Source organism: Herbivorax alkaliphila (genome assembly GCF_030848475.1).
Taxonomy (GTDB): domain Bacteria; phylum Bacillota; class Clostridia; order Acetivibrionales; family Acetivibrionaceae; genus Herbivorax.
In genome coordinates, this window is sequence record NZ_JAVDDS010000016.1 from 13,339 (window position 1) to 30,115 (window position 16,777).

The following is a 16,777-nucleotide window of genomic DNA, read 5'->3' on the forward strand; positions in this document are numbered from 1 at the left end:
CAGAGTATAGAAATTTACAAAAACTTTTTAAACTCTATACTCTGACTTTTTAAATTTATCTAATTTATAAACCCTAATATTCTAAAAAGTTAACATTTCGATATCAAGCTTTTTAAATACGTATATCTACTGTTCTATTACTGGATTGTCTAAATTGTCTATTCCACTTTCTTTATCTATAATTACTTTCTCTTCTTTCTGTACACCTTTGTTTTTGTATTTTGTTTTCTTCTTCACAAGAGCTGTCTTTAACACTGTTTCCATGTCTTCTGCAATAACAAATTTTATTTTCTCACTAACATTTTCAGGGATTTCATCTAAGTCTTTTTTGTTATCACCAGGTAAAATAACAGTGTCTATACCTGCTCTATGAGCTGCCAATACTTTTTCTTTAAGTCCTCCTATTGGTAAAACTCTACCTCTTAAAGTTATTTCACCTGTCATAGCCACATTTTTCTTAACAGGAACATCTGTGAGTGCTGAAACCATAGCAGTAGCCAGCGTTATACCAGCTGAAGGTCCATCCTTTGGAATAGCTCCTTCAGGAACATGAATGTGAATATCATACTTTTTATAAAAATCTTTGTCAATTTTATATAGTTCTATCTTTGAGCGTATAAAACTCATTGCAGCTCTTGCAGATTCTTTCATAACATCTCCTAATTGTCCTGTAAGTTCTAACTTCCCAGCACCTTCCATTAATGTTACTTCTATAGATAAAGTGTCTCCACCTACTGGAGTCCATGCTAAGCCAGTTGCAATACCAGTTTCATCTTTTTCATTTGCAGAATCGTATTTGTACTTTTTCGTTCCTAAATACTTTTCAATATTAGGTGCAGTAATCTTTACTGTCTTTTGATTTGACAATACAAGTTTTTTAGCTGCTTTTCTGCAAACACTTGCCATTTGCCTTTCTAATCCTCTTACTCCTGACTCTCTTGTATAACAATTTATTATCTCGCGTACTGCCTTTTCATCAATTCTTACATTTCCCTTTTTAAGACCATGTTCCTTAATTTGTTTAGGAAACAAAAACCTTGTGGCAATATTCACCTTCTCCTCTTCTGTATAGCTGGAAATGTGAATTATTTCCATTCTGTCTAAAAGAGGTCTTGGAACAGTATCAAGATTATTGGCAGTAGTCAAAAATAAAACATCTGACAAATCAAATGGAAGTTCTAAATAGTGATCTCTAAATGCAAAGTTTTGTTCTCCGTCCAACACTTCAAGCATAGCTGAAGACGGGTCACCTCTAAAATCACTGCTCATCTTGTCTATTTCATCAAGAAGAATAAGAGGATTTTTTGAACCTGCCTGTTTAAGTGCAGAAATAATTCTTCCCGGCATAGAACCTACATATGTCCTTCTATGACCTCTGATTTCAGCTTCATCTCTCACACCACCTAAAGACATTCTTACATAGTTTCTATTTAGTGCTCTTCCAATGGATTTTGCAATTGATGTTTTACCTACCCCTGGAGGTCCTACTAGGCACAAAATAGGTCCCTTAAGGTCTTTTTTCAGTTTTCTAATTGCAAGATATTCTATTATTCTTTCCTTTACCTTTTCAAGTCCATAATGATCCTCATCTAAGATTTCCTCTGCACGTTTTAAATCAATAATTTCTTTGGTCTTATTATTCCAAGGTAAGTCTAGTAACCAATCAAGATACGTTCTGACTACAGCTCCTTCTGCAGATCCTGAAGGCATCTTAATAAGACGATCTAACTCTTTTAATACTTTCTTCTCAACTTCCTCACCATATTTTCCTTCTTTTAATCTTTTTTTGTATTCTTCAACTTCACCTGCAACCCCGTCTTTATCACCTAATTCATTCTGTATTGCCTTTAACTGTTCTCTTAAATAATACTCTTTTTGCATTTTATCAATTTGCTTTCTGACTTTAATATTAATATCCTTTTCAATTTGCATAATATCAATTTCTTTTACAAGAATTTCAAATAACTTTTGCAACCTCACAATTGGTTGAAATTCATCAAGAATCTCCTGTTTCTGTTCAACCTTTACAACAAGATTAGACGTTATTATATCAGCTAATTGGTCTGGATCATCAATATTCATTATTGATAAAACAGTTTCAGGTGATATTTTATTATTTAACTTAGCATAATTTTCAAAAGTTGATAATACTCTTCTTTTTAGAGCCTCAATTTCAACATGACTTTCCTCATCATCAATATAAATCTTTTCTTCAACTTCAGCCATGAAAAAAGGATCTACCTGAGTATACTCAGATATTTCTGCTCGACTTATACCCTCAACCAAAACTCTTATTGTATCTCCTGGAAGCTTTAACAGCTGTTTGACTTTGCATATGGTTCCAATGGTGTAAATTTCATCTTCTTCAGGTGAATCATTCTTTGCATCCTTTTGAGCAACCAAATAAATTAATTGGTTATTGATCATCGCTTCTTCTAAAGCCTTAATAGACTTTACTCTTCCCACATCAAAGTGCAATATCATATGGGGAAACACTGTCAAACCCCTTAGAGGCAATAGTGGTAACACCTGCTTTTTTACAACTTTTCTTTCACCAGACATTTTACCATCCCCTTACTTTTAAAATTTGTATTTCTCTTGCAATAACTGTACTACTACTTATTTCAAACGCATACTTGTGAAAACAAAATCCTTAATACTAAACTACTTATATCTACACCCTTAATAGCACTAGCAATTTTTGGATAATTACTTAAATATCAAAGCTTGAATCCTCACTATTATAACCTTAGTAAAACATTATTTCAATTATTTTTATTTGGAATATCAGGTAACCACTTCTTGACTAAAACAAAAATGTATTAAAAACTTTAAAAATTAAGAAATTTCGCTAGGGAACTCTATGGTTCTCTCGAAGGATGCTCAAAAAATATTTTTTTAATTTATATTCAAGCATACTTAGATTATACTATATTTTATGCTTAATATAAATAGGTCTATATTCCCCTTTTAAAAAATATACAAGTTTTATTGAATAGTTATTTTAATTTATGTATAATTTACATGTTAAGTATTATTTATAGCTGGTTTCAGTTTTTGAAACAGCACAAATCTAAAGCTTAAGAATAATTATATCATTCTTAAGCACAAAAATGGAGTTGAAATATATGACAAATGTTATACCAGGTGGAGTAACAGCACCAAAAGGATTTAAAGCTGCAGGAGTTTCTTGCGGAGTAAAAAATAACAAAAATAAAGACCTTGCAGTTATATGTTCAGATGAAATTGCAGTTTCGGCTGGAGTATTTACTCAAAATCAAGTCAAAGGGCATTCCCTGCAATTAACTATGGAACATATAAAAAATGGTTATGCAAAAGCAATCGTTTTAAATAGTGGAAACGCAAATGCCTGTAACGGAGAAGGTGGAATAAAAAATGCAAAGGAAATTGCCCAGCTCTCTTCCCAACTTTTAGACTGCGAATCTGAAAACATCTTAGTTGGTTCAACTGGCGTTATAGGGGTGCCTCTAAATATGCCTAAAATACGTGCAGGTCTTAGAGCTGCCTCTTCTAATTTATCTGCGGAAGGATCACATGATGCAGCACAAGCTATCATGACTACCGACCTTATTGAAAAAGAAACTGCTGTGGATATAGAAATTCAAGGAGAAAGAGTTAGGGTTGGAGCTATTGCAAAAGGTTCAGGAATGATACATCCAAACATGGCTACAATGATTGGTGTTATAACAACTGATATAAACATTTCAAAAGGACTTTTAAATAAAGCACTAAAAGAAGTAGTTCCAAAAACTTTTAACAGAGTTTCAGTAGATGGAGAAACCAGTGTTTGCGATATGGTTCTCTTGCTTGCAAATGGAGAAGCAGAAAATTCTGGAGTTATAAGTGAGGATATGGAATATAACACCTTCAAATCTGCTCTTGAATACGTTTGTAAAAATCTTTCACAATTGATTGCGAAAGATGGTGAAGGTGCAACAAAGCTGATTGAAGTTGTTGTAGAAAATGCTGCTAATGAAGATGATGCTTATAAGGCAGTATGCTCAATTGCCAAATCCCCCCTTGTAAAAACAGCAATTTTTGGTGAAGATGCAAATTGGGGTAGAATAATAACTGCAGCAGGGTATTCTGGAGCAGAATTCGATTCTAATTTAATAGATATTTCAATAGGAGACTTACTGGTTTGTCGAAACGGTACAGGACTGAATTTTGACGAGACGGAAGCTAAAAAAATATTAGAAAAAGACCAAGTGCAAATTAACGTAAATCTAAAAAAAGGAACCTTTTCAGATAGAATGTGGACATGTGATTTTTCTTATGACTATGTTAAAATCAATGGAAGCTATCGGTCTTGATGTTTTAAGGGTACAGCGAATGAAATATGGAAGAAACATTGTGGAGTAAGTTGTAGAGCCTGTTAATACTACGTGGAAAGTGAAATCAATCTTCTACGCACTAGCGAGTTTTGCTCGAGCCCGCGGAGTATCTACAGGCTTTACATCTGCATAACTTTAGCTTCTGGAATATTCTTCTTTATGTTTAATATATACAAAATTTTCATTGCCTATCTTTCGTATAATTGGTATAATAGATATATAGGTCTTGCCTTTATTTTTTATTCTAAAGTAGTATATTAGCTTAATCTCACTTTTCTTAATACACTAAAATATATCACTTGAAATCTAACCTTGATATAAACTAATTAGCAAAATATTAACTTATATCAAAACACTTTAATCAATATACCAATTTTATGTAGCAACTATTATATCATTGGAGGTATTATTATGTCAGATCAGTATGTTGTTTTTAATCTAAATAATATCAGCTTTGGAATCAAAATAAACCACGTTACAGAAATCATAAATATTCATGAAGTTTTTAAAGTTCCAAATACTCCACTTTGCATAGAAGGACTTATAAATCTGAGAGATAAAGTTTATACCATTTTAAACTTAAGAGAAATGTTTAATTTACCTAAAAAGAATTTAAATAACGAAGAATGTGGTAACGAAAATTCTAAAATATTATTAGTGAATATAAACTCTAAATTTGTTGGACTAATAGTTGATTCGGTAAATGAAATAAAAATAATTGAAAGTGAGAAAATCATGTCACCATCTGAGTTTGAATCCCAATTTGATTCAAGTTTTCTTGAGGGCATAGCTAAAATAAATGATAGTCAGCTCTTACTTCTACTAGACCTTGATATGCTTCTTAATAAAGTAATTGATAAACAAGTACATTGTACTGTCTAATTAGGACTTTCACCTTATTTTAAGACTTTGAAAAAGGATGTGAGTTAAAAACTCACATCCTTTTTCAAAGTCCTTGAACAAATTAAAAGATTTTATATCGAAGAATCTAGATACCCTAAAATTTTATTATGTATTATTTCTTCTTATCGAACGGGAAAATTTTGAACACAGTTTTTATTATTTGTTTTGTAATGCTAATAAAATCAAAAAAGCTATCTGTTTTCTCACCAACAGTAATAATAGTCTCACAAATATACTCTTCTACAGCATCAACAGTTGCTTCTGCCCTATCCACTCCATTCTTGACAGTGGTAGTAACCTCATTAACATTATCAACAGTTTCAGTGATGTTATCTTCATTTTTTTCAATAAGACCGTCCACTCTCTTAACAAGTTTATTGATATTAAATAAAGCATTTGCTAAAGCTATTATTGCTATGATTACTGCAATAATAGCAAGTATACCAAAAAAATAAAGCACAAATGTTCCAAAATCTTGTAACGAGTACATAAAAAGCCTCCTCTTTAGTCTATATGCCTCACCAATTACTGGGCAATTTTTTTATATTTAGTAAAACTCTTTTTTAAACTTAAAAAAATAGAAAAGCCTGTCCACTTTTAATATTAAAATTTTCCCAAAAAAAGTTTGTTTTAAAACAAACTTTTTTGGAAAAACATCAAATATACTAATTATTCTTTAGTTTCTTTAGGAGAATCTTCAGTTTCACAATTCTTTTTTGATTTTGCTTTAGAAATTTTTTCTTTAACATCATTTACAGAATGTTTAACATTGTCCACTACCTTCTTTGAACCTTCAGATACCTTGTCAGCTGTTTTTTTAGCATTTTCAGATATATCTTTTCTAGTCTCTTTTCCGGACTTAGGTGCTAGTAACATCCCTGCAGCTAATCCAACTGCCGTTCCAACTCCAGCGCCAATTGCAGCGTTTTTTGTTGTTTTTCTTTTTTCGGCCTTTTCTTTTTCTCTTTTTTTGCTTTCTAGTAAATCTTTTATAAGCATTTTAAAGCACCTCCTGTTATATTTTTTATATGTATCTACATAATAATATTATACTTTATTTATGAGAAAATTCCTAGTAATTTTATGGTAATAATACAGCTTTTAAGCTTTACATACCAATAAACAGTGCAATATAAAAATACATTTCCCACTATAAAACTAATGTATTTAGCTCTGCACAGTGTTTACAAACTTTTAAATACTAATACAAAACAAATCGTTTAAATATACATTTTTCGAAAAATCTTTTACTCTTTTACCAGACTTCAGTTAAAAAGACTGCACCTATTTAAAAGATGCAGCCTCAAATATGCTCTTTTACGTTTATGCATCCTTTTCTACAACTGATACCCTAAACTCTTCATCAATTTTTTCTAAATGAAAATTCAATTGATAATCTGCTACCTCTTCATAACTTCCATCATTTAACCTGACAAAAACTAAATACATTTCTCCCTCTTTAGCAACATTTGTAATCTGAGTAAATACAAGATTTTCACTGTCTGAATACACATAATCTCCTCTATTGTTAAATAAAATCTCACTTCTTTCTTCTTCTAACTCTTTTCTAAATTCATCGGTACACATTTTTTTCATTGTTTCAGTATCCCCACTGTATAGTGCTTTGATAAAACGAATTACCATTTCTTGTATTCTCTGATTATCACTATAGCCAATTCCTTCACTTGTTTGGTATTCTGGAATAGATTCTCCCTCAATTTCTTTAATAGTCTTTTTTAATTGTTCATTCTCTAATTTTATTTCTTCATTCTGCATCTTTATCTCTTCATTTTGTCTCTTTATATTATTATTTTCCCTTTTTATTTCTTCAATCTCCCGAGTTACTAGATTAAAATTATTTTGAACCTCGTTAAACTGCCTTATTACAGGAAACTGCTCAGGTATATAATTAGATGCAAATGTAGGAAATGCTACAATAGAACCTGTAAAAAGAAACATAATAATAAACATCCCTACAGCTATACCTGACACCATCCTTTTTATATTATGCCTTTTTTGTTTAGTACTTTTTAATATATTTTTCGTGTTCATATCCAATATATCCCCTTTTATTTTAATTGATTTTTTTAGGTTTTGAAGCTCTCCAATCACTTGCTTTGTTTCTTCATATTCATTTTTGCAGCTATCACATTCATTAATATGCTTTTCTAAGTCTTTACAGTTTTCTTTGTCTAATTCTCCCATTATATACTCTTCCATTAATTTTTTAATGTCGTTACAATTCATATTTTTCCCTCCTCTTCATAAGGTGTTTTCATTAATTTTCTCATCTCTTTAAGTCCATTACTTATTCTAGACTTAACTGTTCCTTCAGGTATATCCAAAATTGTCGCTATTTCTTTTAAAGGAAGATCCTGAAAATATCTTAATGTCAAAACTACTCTGCTATCGTCTTTTAATGTAGACAGAGCTCTCAACAAATCAATATTTTCCTCACATCCACCTTCAATAAAACCTTCACTTTCTTCAATAAAATCTACGTAAACCACTTTTTTATTTTTTCTAAAATAATCATTACACTTATTTATGAGAATTCTATTTATCCATGATTTAAATTTAGTGGTATCTTTCAATCTGTTTATTGAGTTAAACGCTTTAATAAATGTCTCCTGACATATATCAAGTGCCTCCCATCCAGAACGTACTATTCCAAGAGCTGTATAATACAACTCATTGTGATATCTTTTAACGATTATTTCAAATGCCTTTTTGTCTCCATTTTTAGCAGCTTCAATGATAGTTTCTATTTCCACCTTCACACCTCCATTACTGTTTTTTAACAAACTTTTACCTTCTTCTAAGACTCCACATTCTATATCCTTTTATATAATAATGACGCACCTAAAGCTTAATTGGTTCATTTATTTTTGTAATACAAAATAAATCTTCAGGTAGAGAATCAACTCCACCTGAAGCCTAGATGTTTTGCTTTAGCTAAACGATTTCACTTCCATCACCAGAACAACTAAAATTTATAGAAATAATTCTTTTTAGACACTACTCAATACCATTTATTTTTATGCTTCCAACTCCCATCTTTACATCTATTTCAATGTTGTTTTCAGCATCGTCAAAATTATCTGATACATAATATTCATCCTTTTCTTCCAAGGTTATATCATTAAATTTCAAAGAATTCAACACACCAGTAGATGACACTTTTAAACCGGAATCTTCCGGCACATAAATATCAAAACTTGAGGCTCCTGCATTAATATCTATTTTTGTATTCTCATATCTTTCTCCTAAAATCAACTTGAAGCTCCCTGCTCCGCCATTTAATTCTAAATTTTGAATTTTCAAATTTGACATGTCAAACTTTGTATCTACCGCACCTAAATTTAAGTTTATATCCCATAATACATCTTCATTTAAATGTAAGTTTGAATTTTCAACTCCAGAGCTATTTCTGTTGAAAAAATCTTCAATATTTAAAAATGAAAACCTTCTAGGTGTACTTAATTTTACATTAGCTTTTTTATTGTCATTTTCATAGTTTACCACTGGTTCTCTAAAATTCAAACCATTAATATTCCCTTCAACAAGCTTATCATCAGTTGAGTTAATATTAACTTTAACCGCTCCAAGATTAATATCTAACTCCGCATAATCTGTCTCATCTTTCCTTTCTATTTCAAACTTATTGGTATTTTCATAACTTTTGTATTCATCGTTTTTGGAATATTGATGACTTAGAATAATAATAATTGCAAAAAAAGCCACCCAAGTAATTATTTTTACAAAGTGATAATCAAACATAGTATTTATACCTGAAACTATAAGTATCATGGCAATTACTGTAATTAAGTTACTAGTTACAAAAGATATAATTGAAAAATCTATAATTTCAAATTGCATCAACATTACAATAGTTCCAATAAATATAAAAAACAACCCTGCACCTATCCCACTTTTTTTCATGAACTACTCCTCCCCCCTTTAAAAATAATAAGTGAACCAATTATTATTAGTAAAGCTGGGAAACCAAGTCTTAAAGGAATAATCTCCCTTAATAAAAACAGCCCTCCAAGAACAATAAGACCTAAACCTATAAATTTTTTATTTCTATCAGTACCTGATTCAAATTCATCTTCACTATCTTCCATGGTTGTGCTAAAATCTTTTTCTTCATCATAGACTGTTTTAAACTCCTCTTTTTCATTGTAAAAGTTTTCAGGAACGTATTTATCTTCCATAGGAATGACAATTACTGCAACAATATACGCAATAATACCAGTTCCTCCAAAAAACATTGAAATTACAAATCCAAGCCTTACAATGGTAGGGTCAATATCAAAATATTCTGCTATCCCCCCACAGACACCTTCTATAACTTTATTTTTCCTAGAGCGAGTGATCTTTTTTCCCATAATGTTTCCTCCTTTAGTTGGTTTTTTTATTTCCAAAATATTCTTTATGTGATTTTTTAAATTGTTTATACAGTAATTTTGTTTTGTATATCTTATAATACGAATGCCTTTTTAAAAAGTCTTATTATTTAAATAAAATTTTTTTTACTTTATAAAACGGTTAATTACTGTTATTATTATTTAGGAGAGGCTGCCATATAAATTACATCACTTTTTTAATTCTCTTAAATAGCGAACTCGTTTAGCTAAAGCTAAACATCGAGGCTTCAGGCGGAGTCTTAGAATAAGATAAATATAACAGAAAATGTAAAGGCTAAGGTAGGTTATACAATATGAAAAAAGAAAGTTTTTTGGAATGTTTTGAGATTTTTATAACTTTTTTTAGAATAGGTGCATTTACAATAGGGGGTGGCTATGCAATGCTTCCCTTGATAGAAACAGAAGTTGTTGAAAATAAAAAATGGGTAGATACAAAAGAAATTGTTGATATGCTTGCAATAGTTCAATCTGTTCCTGGGGTAATTGCAATAAATTCTTCAGTGTTTATCGGATTCAAAAAAGCTGGAATTAAAGGTGCCTTTTTTGCCGCACTAGGTGTAACCCTCCCTTCTTTTTTAATAATACTTTTAATCTCTCACTTATTATTAAGTTTAAGAGATAACATATACATGCAAAAAGTTTTTGCAGGCATAAGAGCTGGGGTAACTGCTCTTATTTTAGTTACTGCTATTAGACTTGCTAAATCAGCTTTAAAAGGTTATATTTCTGTTTTAATTGCTATAATCGCATTTATACTTATAGTGCTTTTTAATATTCATCCAATTTTCACTATAATCGCTGGTGGGGTCTTAGGTCTTCTTGGATACCTGAAATGTCGTCGCAAATTATGGTGAATCTAAAATATAATTATGAAAGGTTTTTAACATGATCTATTTAACTTTGTTTAAAGTTTTTTTCACAATAGGACTATTTAGTTTTGGAGGCGGATATGCAATGATATCCATCATACAGGCTGAAATGGAATCTCATGGCTGGCTAAGTGCCACAGAATTTGCAGACATTATTGCTGTATCTCAAATGACTCCTGGTCCAATTGCTACTAACACGGCAACTTATGCTGGCATGAGTACTTCTGGAATTCTAGGTGCAATAACCTCAACTATAGGGGTATCTCTTCCTTCATTTATTATTATGATTGTAATTGCCCATTATTTTGCTCAATTTAAAGAAAACCAAATAATAAAATGGATTTTAAAGGGTATACGCCCTGTAACCATTGGTTTAATTTTTTCTGCAGTAGTCTTTTTGGCTCAAGCCTCTATATTAAAAGAAAACACTCAACTACAAAATATTTTTGATTTTTTTAATCCCCGTACAATTATGTCTCAATTTGATATTAGAAGTACAATTATTTTTATATTGATTTTTATATCTTGCTTGAAGTTTAAACTTCACCCAATATTAGTTGTACTGGCATCTGCTTTGATGGGAATTATAATTTTTTAACTCACACCATAAACCAAAAATTTTTTTAAACTCATCATGTCAGAGATACACCCATTCTTTAAACATTTTATTGTAATAAAACAAAAATCCTAGTATAATTATTATATGATACTATATTATTAAAGGAGGTATAATAATTATATTGGAAACATATCACTTTATTTGAAGGGAGGTATAATATGTATACGCTCTGTGAAATATAATTTATTTTCACAGTATACATTAGTGTTTTTATGAAAAAATTATTATATAATATTAAGTTTAGAAAAAAGTTTATTATTGCTTCTTTAATTGCACTACTTACAGTAACTTCTTTCATAGTAGCTTTTACAATTACCTATGACAGAAGTCCTTCTGATGCTAGTACTTCCGTTAATAAAAACAACTCTGAATCATCAGATGTTGAAGATGAAACAGTCTCTGATGATATTACAACCCCTGTTCCATCTGATTCTGAACCAATTGATGATTCTAATATAAACGATTCAGAAGATAAACAAATCATAGATGGTGATGAGGACTCCGATGAAGATATCGCTGAGGGTTCTGATGAGGATTCCGATGATGATTCTGATGATGATACCGATGAGGATTCCGGTGATGATTCTAGTGATGATTCCAGTGATGATTCAAGTGATGATTCTGATGATGATACCGATGAAGATTCCGGTGATGATTCTGATGATGATTCTACTCCTGAAACAACACCTACAACTGAACCTACTTCTACTCCACAACCTACACCTACAATAACTCCTACTCCTACTCCACAACCCACTCCTACAATAACACCTACTCCACAACCTACACCTGAACCTACACCTACACCTACACCTACACCTACTCCTAGATCTACGCCTAGACCTGCACCTACTATTAGACCTACACCTGAACCTACACCTACGCCTGAACCTACACCTAGACCTACACCTACACCTGAACCTACACCTACTGATGCTCCTCAAGATGGAAATTATTCAGTATCATATGAGATACAAAATGACTGGGGAGATGGTGCAACTGTTGATGTTACAATTAAAAACAATACTTCCTCCACTGTGGATGGTTGGACTCTAAGTTGGAATTTCCCTAATGATCAGAAAATTGATCATCTTTGGAATGCACGATATTCACAAAGTGGTTCATCTGTAACGGTAAGGAGTTCATCTATGTTCTCTAATGTTGTGATACCTCCAAATGGAGAAGTATCATTTGGTTTTAATATGAGTTACAGAAGTATAAATAGATTACCTAGAAGTTTTTATCTTAATGGAGTAGAATGTGAAATTGAGTGAACTCGTTTAGCCAAAGCTAAACATCGAGACTTCCAGGTGGAGACTCAACTCCACCTGAAGATTTATAAAATGAACTCCACCTTATAGAAGGTAGAGTCTTAGAATAAGATAAAATTGTTTAATTTACAGACTTATTTAAAATCACCTTTCCTAGTGTTATTATATTTATAATGGGAAAGGTGATTTTTTACTTATAAAGCTGCTCTTGTTCATTAAAAAAAGTTTTGTAACCCATTTGAACAAATAATATTACAGTTAGTGCTACACTTCCTAAAACACCAAGCATAATAGCTATCTGGTAACTTATAGCCGTAACTGGTGAAATCCCGGATAGTATTTGACCTGTCATCATCCCAGGCAAAAATATTATTCCCATGCCAAGCATAGAATTAATGGTAGGAAGTATCGCAGAATCAAAAGTATCATCTACAATATGTTTTGCCGCCATTTTCGGTGTTGCTCCTAGCATTAGAGCACCTTCCACCATATGCTTGTGGGTTTCCATTCCAGCTACAAGCCTTTTTACACCTAATGTAACACCAGTCATAGAATTACCAACAAGCATTCCTGCAATGGGAATAAAATATCTCGGTTCATACCAAGGTGAAATATTTACAACAATGAAAAGAAAATAAAAAAGACAGGATATTGTACCAAAAGACATTGAAAATGCAGTAATACGACCTAACTTAGAATTTAATTTAATTTTTGTCCTTTTTAAAATTGTGTATATAGAAAAAGTTTCCATCACTAGGAGTATAAGCACTGTATATACTGGAGATGGAAATTCAAATATATATGTTAATAAATATCCCACTAGTATAAGTTGAAGTGTCATTCTAACTGAAGATATTAATATCTCCTTTTCCCGGGGAATTCCTTTTAGCCTCACAATAACCAGTAACAAAACAACAAATACATATGCAGCAAAAACCTGCCACAATTGAAGATTTATTATTTCATCCATTATTTTATCACCCTCCCCTTATCTATTTTTATAATGTTATCAGAATATTCTAAGGCTGTTTTCTTAGAGTGGGTGACCATAACAAGTGTTTTTTTCTCTGTTTTTGTATAATTAACCATTTTTTCTATTATCATTTGCTCTGTTTTTTCATCTAGTGCAGAAGATGGTTCATCAAGTAAAAACACTTCTGGCTCCATTAAAATAACTCTTCCAAGAGCCATCCTCTGTTTTTCTCCACCAGATAGCTTTTCTGCATCTTCATTAAGCTTTTTTTTAAGGCAAACCATTTCTAAAATTTTAGTCAGCTTACAATCTTTTACCTCTGGCTTTTCTGAAAATTTAAGTCCAATAAGTAAATTATCCTTTATGCTGCCTGGAAAAACAATTGGTTGCTGGGGAAGCATAACTACATTCCGTCTAAGTTCTACAGAATCAATATTATCTATAAGCAGATTGTCATAATATATCTCCCCTCTGTCACAACTTATTAGCTTGTTTAAAAGACGTAACAAAGTTGACTTTCCACTTCCACTTTCCCCAACAATACAGGTAACTCTGTTTTTCGAGATTTCTATTTTCTCAATATCTAGAATATTTTTATAGCCAACATCAATTAACTTGAACATTTTAACCTCATATAAAGAAATTTAAAATTCAGCACTATTAACGGTTCTTGGGAAAGAAATTACATCCCTAATATTTGACATGCCAGTAATATACATTATCGCTCTTTCAAAACCCAGCCCAAAACCTGCGTGTTTTGTTCCTCCATATTTTCTAATGTCCATATACCACCAGTAGTCCTCTTTATTAAGATTCAACTCATTCATTCGCTTTTCTAAAATATCCATTCTCTCTTCTCTCTGACTTCCTCCAATAATTTCTCCTACACCAGGCACAAGAAGATCCATGGCAGCTACAGTCTTATTGTCATCATTCAATTTCATATAAAATGCCTTTATATCTTTAGGATAATCAGTCACAAATACAGGCTTTTTAAACACTTTCTCTGTCAAGTATCTTTCATGTTCAGTTTGAAGGTCACATCCCCACTCTACAGGATATTCAAATTTGTCCTTATCTTTTAATAAAATATCAACTGCTTGTGTATAAGTTACTTTTGCAAAATCAGAATTAACTACATTGTTTAATCTATCAAACAGTCCCTTGTCTACAAATTTATTAAAAAACTGCATTTCTTCAGGAGCATTTTCCATACAGTATTTTATTATATACTTTAACATATCCTCTGCAAGCTCCATGTCATCATTAATGTCTGCAAAAGCTATTTCAGGCTCTACCATCCAAAACTCAGCTGCATGTCTTGCTGTATTGGAATTTTCCGCTCTGAAAGTAGGTCCAAATGTATATATGTCTTTAAATGCCATTGCATAAGTTTCGCCCGCCAATTGCCCACTAACTGTCAGGTTTGTTTCTTTAGCAAAAAAGTCTTTGGAAAAGTCAATTTTCTCATCTTTTTGTTTGGGTAGATTATCCATGTCAAGAGTTGAAACCCTAAACATTTCACCTGCACCTTCCGCATCACTTCCAGTAATTATTGGTGTATGCACATATACAAAATTTCTTTCCTGAAAAAATTTATGAATTGCATAAGCAGCAAGTGACCTCACTCTAAATACAGCTGAAAATGCATTAGTTCTAGGTCTTAAATGTGCAATTGTCCTTAGAAATTCAAAAGAATGTCTTTTTTTCTGAAGCGGATAATCAGGCTGGGATAAACCTTCAATTTCTATCCTGTCTGCCTTTATTTCAAATGGCTGCTTTGCATTGGGAGTTTCAACAAGTTGTCCCTTTACAACTATTGATGATCCAACAGGAAGCTTTGCTATTTCCTTAAAATTATCTAAACGCTCATCTTCAAATATCACTTGTAGATTCTTGAAAAAAGATCCATCATTTAACTCAATAAATCCAAATGCTTTAGAATCTCTTAATGTTCTTACCCATCCAGCAACAACAATGTCATTGTTTAAATATTTTTCTGATTCCCTATATAGGCTTTTTACACTAGTAGTTTTCATCTATACACTTACTCCTTTGTTAATAATATTTAACTCTAACTATTATATAATCAAGACAAGAGAACCGTCCCCTTGTCTTTGTTTAAAGCAATTTTATATTTGCACTTTCACAAGTTTCAATCATAGAATCAGGCCATATAGATGCTTGCACTTCTCCAACATGTACCTTCTTTAATATATACATACAAATTCTTGACTGGCCTATTCCTCCCCCTAATGTATATGGAAGTTTGCCTTCTAGCAACTCTTTGTGAAATAAGAGAGTTTTCCTGTCTTCACAATCAGCTTCCCTTAATTGTCTTAACAAAGCTTCTTCATCCACTCTAATACCCATTGAGGACATTTCCACAGCTCTATTTAGCAATGGATACCACAATAATATATCTCCATTTAAATTCCAATCATCATAGTCAGGTGCCCTTTCATCATGTTTTGAGCCTGATTTTAATTTACACCCTATTTTCATTATAAAAACAGCTTTCTTTTCTTTTGATATTTCATCTTCTCTTTCTTCAGGAGAAAGTTCTGGGTACATATCTTCAAGTTCTTGGGTTGTAACAAAAAATATTTCATCAGGTAGTATCTTCTCAATATTTGGAAAGATACTGTATATATAGTCCTCTGTCTCTTTTAGTACGTTGAAAATTTTCTTAACTGTTTCTTTTAACATTTCAACTTTTCTATCTTCTTTTTTTATTACAATTTCCCAATCCCATTGATCTACATATATGGAGTGAAGATTGTCCACATCTTCATCTCTTCTTATGGCATTCATATCAGTATATAAACCTTCTCCAACATCAAAACCATATCTTCTCAAAGCCATACGCTTCCACTTAGCTAAAGAATGTACAATTTCAACCATATTTTCATTTATTGATTTTACATCAAAAGCTACAGGTCTTTCAACACCACTTAAATTATCATTCATTCCCGATTCAGGCCTTACAAAAAGCGGTGCTGATATCCTTTCTAGATTTAACTTTTTAGAAAGCTTTGACTCAAAAAAATCTTTAATTTTTTTTATTGCCTTTTCGGTATCTCTTACCGACAAAGTTGGTTTATATCCTGAAGGTATAATAAGCTTTTCACTACTGTCCATCATATAAAACCGTTACGCAAAACTTATAAAACCATATAAATACCTTATCTTTAAAGTATCCTTTTTAAGGTTTTATAATATCGCCTATTTTAACGTAACTCCTCCCCTCTTTTTTTCCTGCTTCATACTTTATTTCTTTACTATGTTTTAAATTTTTAAGTCTAATCTCTTGTATAATCCGATAAAATTACCAATTCACATTATATCACTTGAAAC

Annotated in this window: 16 protein-coding genes; 5 read left to right on the plus strand and 11 right to left on the minus strand. The window is 31.5% G+C overall.

Annotated features, from left to right (window positions below):
- Window positions 1-126: 126 nt before the first annotated feature.
- Window positions 127-2,562, minus strand: coding sequence for an endopeptidase La (gene lon / locus RBH29_RS07565; protein ID WP_306696171.1), 2,436 nt, complete (start codon window positions 2,560-2,562; stop codon window positions 127-129).
- A gap of 566 nt (window positions 2,563-3,128) precedes the next feature.
- Between lon and argJ the strand changes: the two genes are divergently transcribed.
- Entirely contained in the window at window positions 3,129-4,334 is a 1,206-nt protein-coding gene (gene argJ, locus RBH29_RS07570) for a bifunctional glutamate N-acetyltransferase/amino-acid acetyltransferase ArgJ (RefSeq protein ID WP_306696172.1), read from the plus strand.
- 432 nt (window positions 4,335-4,766) lie between these two features.
- Window positions 4,767-5,237 carry a chemotaxis protein CheW gene (locus tag RBH29_RS07575; RefSeq protein WP_306696173.1) on the plus strand — a complete coding sequence of 157 codons (471 nt, stop codon included), beginning with the start codon at window positions 4,767-4,769 and terminating at the stop codon, window positions 5,235-5,237.
- 133 nt (window positions 5,238-5,370) lie between these two features.
- Here RBH29_RS07575 and RBH29_RS07580 read toward each other — a convergent pair whose 3' ends face one another.
- From RBH29_RS07580 to RBH29_RS07605, 6 genes are all read right to left on the minus strand, one after another.
- A complete protein-coding gene (locus RBH29_RS07580) occupies window positions 5,371-5,748 on the minus strand; it encodes a hypothetical protein (protein ID WP_306696174.1) in 378 nt (125 codons plus the stop codon).
- A 179-nt stretch (window positions 5,749-5,927) separates the two neighbouring features.
- Entirely contained in the window at window positions 5,928-6,257 is a 330-nt protein-coding gene (locus RBH29_RS07585) for a YtxH domain-containing protein (RefSeq protein ID WP_306696175.1), read from the minus strand.
- Between the two features lie 324 nt (window positions 6,258-6,581).
- Window positions 6,582-7,505, minus strand: coding sequence for a zf-HC2 domain-containing protein (locus tag RBH29_RS07590; protein WP_306696176.1), 924 nt, complete (start codon window positions 7,503-7,505; stop codon window positions 6,582-6,584).
- Window positions 7,502-8,062 (minus strand): RNA polymerase sigma factor, encoded by a 561-nt coding sequence (locus tag RBH29_RS07595; RefSeq protein WP_306696177.1) that lies wholly within the window; start codon window positions 8,060-8,062, stop codon window positions 7,502-7,504. Before RBH29_RS07595 ends, RBH29_RS07590 begins: the two co-directional genes overlap by 4 nt.
- Before the next feature lie 214 nt (window positions 8,063-8,276).
- The gene (locus tag RBH29_RS07600) at window positions 8,277-9,200 is read right to left on the minus strand and encodes a toast rack family protein (protein ID WP_306696178.1); all 924 of its coding nucleotides are present in this window, start codon (window positions 9,198-9,200) and stop codon (window positions 8,277-8,279) included.
- On the minus strand, window positions 9,197-9,649 hold the full coding sequence (locus RBH29_RS07605) for a PspC domain-containing protein (RefSeq protein WP_306696179.1): 453 nt from the start codon (window positions 9,647-9,649) through the stop codon (window positions 9,197-9,199). Before RBH29_RS07605 ends, RBH29_RS07600 begins: the two co-directional genes overlap by 4 nt.
- Window positions 9,650-9,981: 332 nt before the next feature.
- On the opposite strand from RBH29_RS07605, the gene RBH29_RS07610 reads away from it, so the two are divergent.
- The 3 genes from RBH29_RS07610 (at window position 9,982) to RBH29_RS07620 (ending at window position 12,450) form a co-directional block, all read left to right on the plus strand.
- On the plus strand, window positions 9,982-10,542 hold the full coding sequence (locus RBH29_RS07610; protein WP_306696180.1) for a chromate transporter: 561 nt from the start codon (window positions 9,982-9,984) through the stop codon (window positions 10,540-10,542).
- A gap of 46 nt (window positions 10,543-10,588) precedes the next feature.
- The gene (locus RBH29_RS07615; RefSeq protein WP_306696181.1) at window positions 10,589-11,155 is read left to right on the plus strand and encodes a chromate transporter; all 567 of its coding nucleotides are present in this window, start codon (window positions 10,589-10,591) and stop codon (window positions 11,153-11,155) included.
- A gap of 233 nt (window positions 11,156-11,388) precedes the next feature.
- The gene (locus tag RBH29_RS07620; protein WP_306696182.1) at window positions 11,389-12,450 is read left to right on the plus strand and encodes a cellulose-binding domain-containing protein; all 1,062 of its coding nucleotides are present in this window, start codon (window positions 11,389-11,391) and stop codon (window positions 12,448-12,450) included.
- Window positions 12,451-12,637: 187 nt separating this feature from the next.
- Here RBH29_RS07620 and RBH29_RS07625 read toward each other — a convergent pair whose 3' ends face one another.
- From RBH29_RS07625 to asnA, 4 genes are all read right to left on the minus strand, one after another.
- Window positions 12,638-13,417: an ABC transporter permease gene (locus RBH29_RS07625; RefSeq protein ID WP_306696184.1), complete on the minus strand. Its 780-nt coding sequence runs from the start codon at window positions 13,415-13,417 to the stop codon at window positions 12,638-12,640.
- Window positions 13,417-14,043 (minus strand): ABC transporter ATP-binding protein, encoded by a 627-nt coding sequence (locus RBH29_RS07630; RefSeq protein ID WP_306696185.1) that lies wholly within the window; start codon window positions 14,041-14,043, stop codon window positions 13,417-13,419. The genes RBH29_RS07625 and RBH29_RS07630 overlap by 1 nt, the downstream gene beginning before the upstream one ends.
- Before the next feature lie 21 nt (window positions 14,044-14,064).
- On the minus strand, window positions 14,065-15,459 hold the full coding sequence (asnS, locus tag RBH29_RS07635) for an asparagine--tRNA ligase (protein WP_306696187.1): 1,395 nt from the start codon (window positions 15,457-15,459) through the stop codon (window positions 14,065-14,067).
- An 82-nt stretch (window positions 15,460-15,541) separates the two neighbouring features.
- Entirely contained in the window at window positions 15,542-16,561 is a 1,020-nt protein-coding gene (asnA, locus tag RBH29_RS07640; RefSeq protein ID WP_373463307.1) for an aspartate--ammonia ligase, read from the minus strand.
- Between the last annotated feature and the right edge of the window lie 216 nt (window positions 16,562-16,777).

What these genes read in the sequence shown, in the direction of transcription:
- argJ (WP_306696172.1), top strand. Translation starts at nt 3,129, where the DNA reads ATGACAAATGTTATACCAGGTGGAGTAACAGCACCAAAAGGATTTAAA.
- asnA (WP_373463307.1), bottom strand. Translation starts at nt 16,561, where the DNA reads ATGGACAGTAGTGAAAAGCTTATTATACCTTCAGGATATAAACCAACT.
- asnS (WP_306696187.1), bottom strand. Translation starts at nt 15,459, where the DNA reads ATGAAAACTACTAGTGTAAAAAGCCTATATAGGGAATCAGAAAAATAT.
- RBH29_RS07600 (WP_306696178.1), bottom strand. Translation starts at nt 9,200, where the DNA reads ATGAAAAAAAGTGGGATAGGTGCAGGGTTGTTTTTTATATTTATTGGA.
- lon (WP_306696171.1), bottom strand. Translation starts at nt 2,562, where the DNA reads ATGTCTGGTGAAAGAAAAGTTGTAAAAAAGCAGGTGTTACCACTATTG.
- RBH29_RS07625 (WP_306696184.1), bottom strand. Translation starts at nt 13,417, where the DNA reads ATGGATGAAATAATAAATCTTCAATTGTGGCAGGTTTTTGCTGCATAT.
- RBH29_RS07610 (WP_306696180.1), top strand. Translation starts at nt 9,982, where the DNA reads ATGAAAAAAGAAAGTTTTTTGGAATGTTTTGAGATTTTTATAACTTTT.
- RBH29_RS07605 (WP_306696179.1), bottom strand. Translation starts at nt 9,649, where the DNA reads ATGGGAAAAAAGATCACTCGCTCTAGGAAAAATAAAGTTATAGAAGGT.
- RBH29_RS07630 (WP_306696185.1), bottom strand. Translation starts at nt 14,043, where the DNA reads ATGTTCAAGTTAATTGATGTTGGCTATAAAAATATTCTAGATATTGAG.
- RBH29_RS07590 (WP_306696176.1), bottom strand. Translation starts at nt 7,505, where the DNA reads ATGAATTGTAACGACATTAAAAAATTAATGGAAGAGTATATAATGGGA.
- RBH29_RS07580 (WP_306696174.1), bottom strand. Translation starts at nt 5,748, where the DNA reads ATGTACTCGTTACAAGATTTTGGAACATTTGTGCTTTATTTTTTTGGT.
- RBH29_RS07585 (WP_306696175.1), bottom strand. Translation starts at nt 6,257, where the DNA reads ATGCTTATAAAAGATTTACTAGAAAGCAAAAAAAGAGAAAAAGAAAAG.
- RBH29_RS07620 (WP_306696182.1), top strand. Translation starts at nt 11,389, where the DNA reads ATGAAAAAATTATTATATAATATTAAGTTTAGAAAAAAGTTTATTATT.
- RBH29_RS07575 (WP_306696173.1), top strand. Translation starts at nt 4,767, where the DNA reads ATGTCAGATCAGTATGTTGTTTTTAATCTAAATAATATCAGCTTTGGA.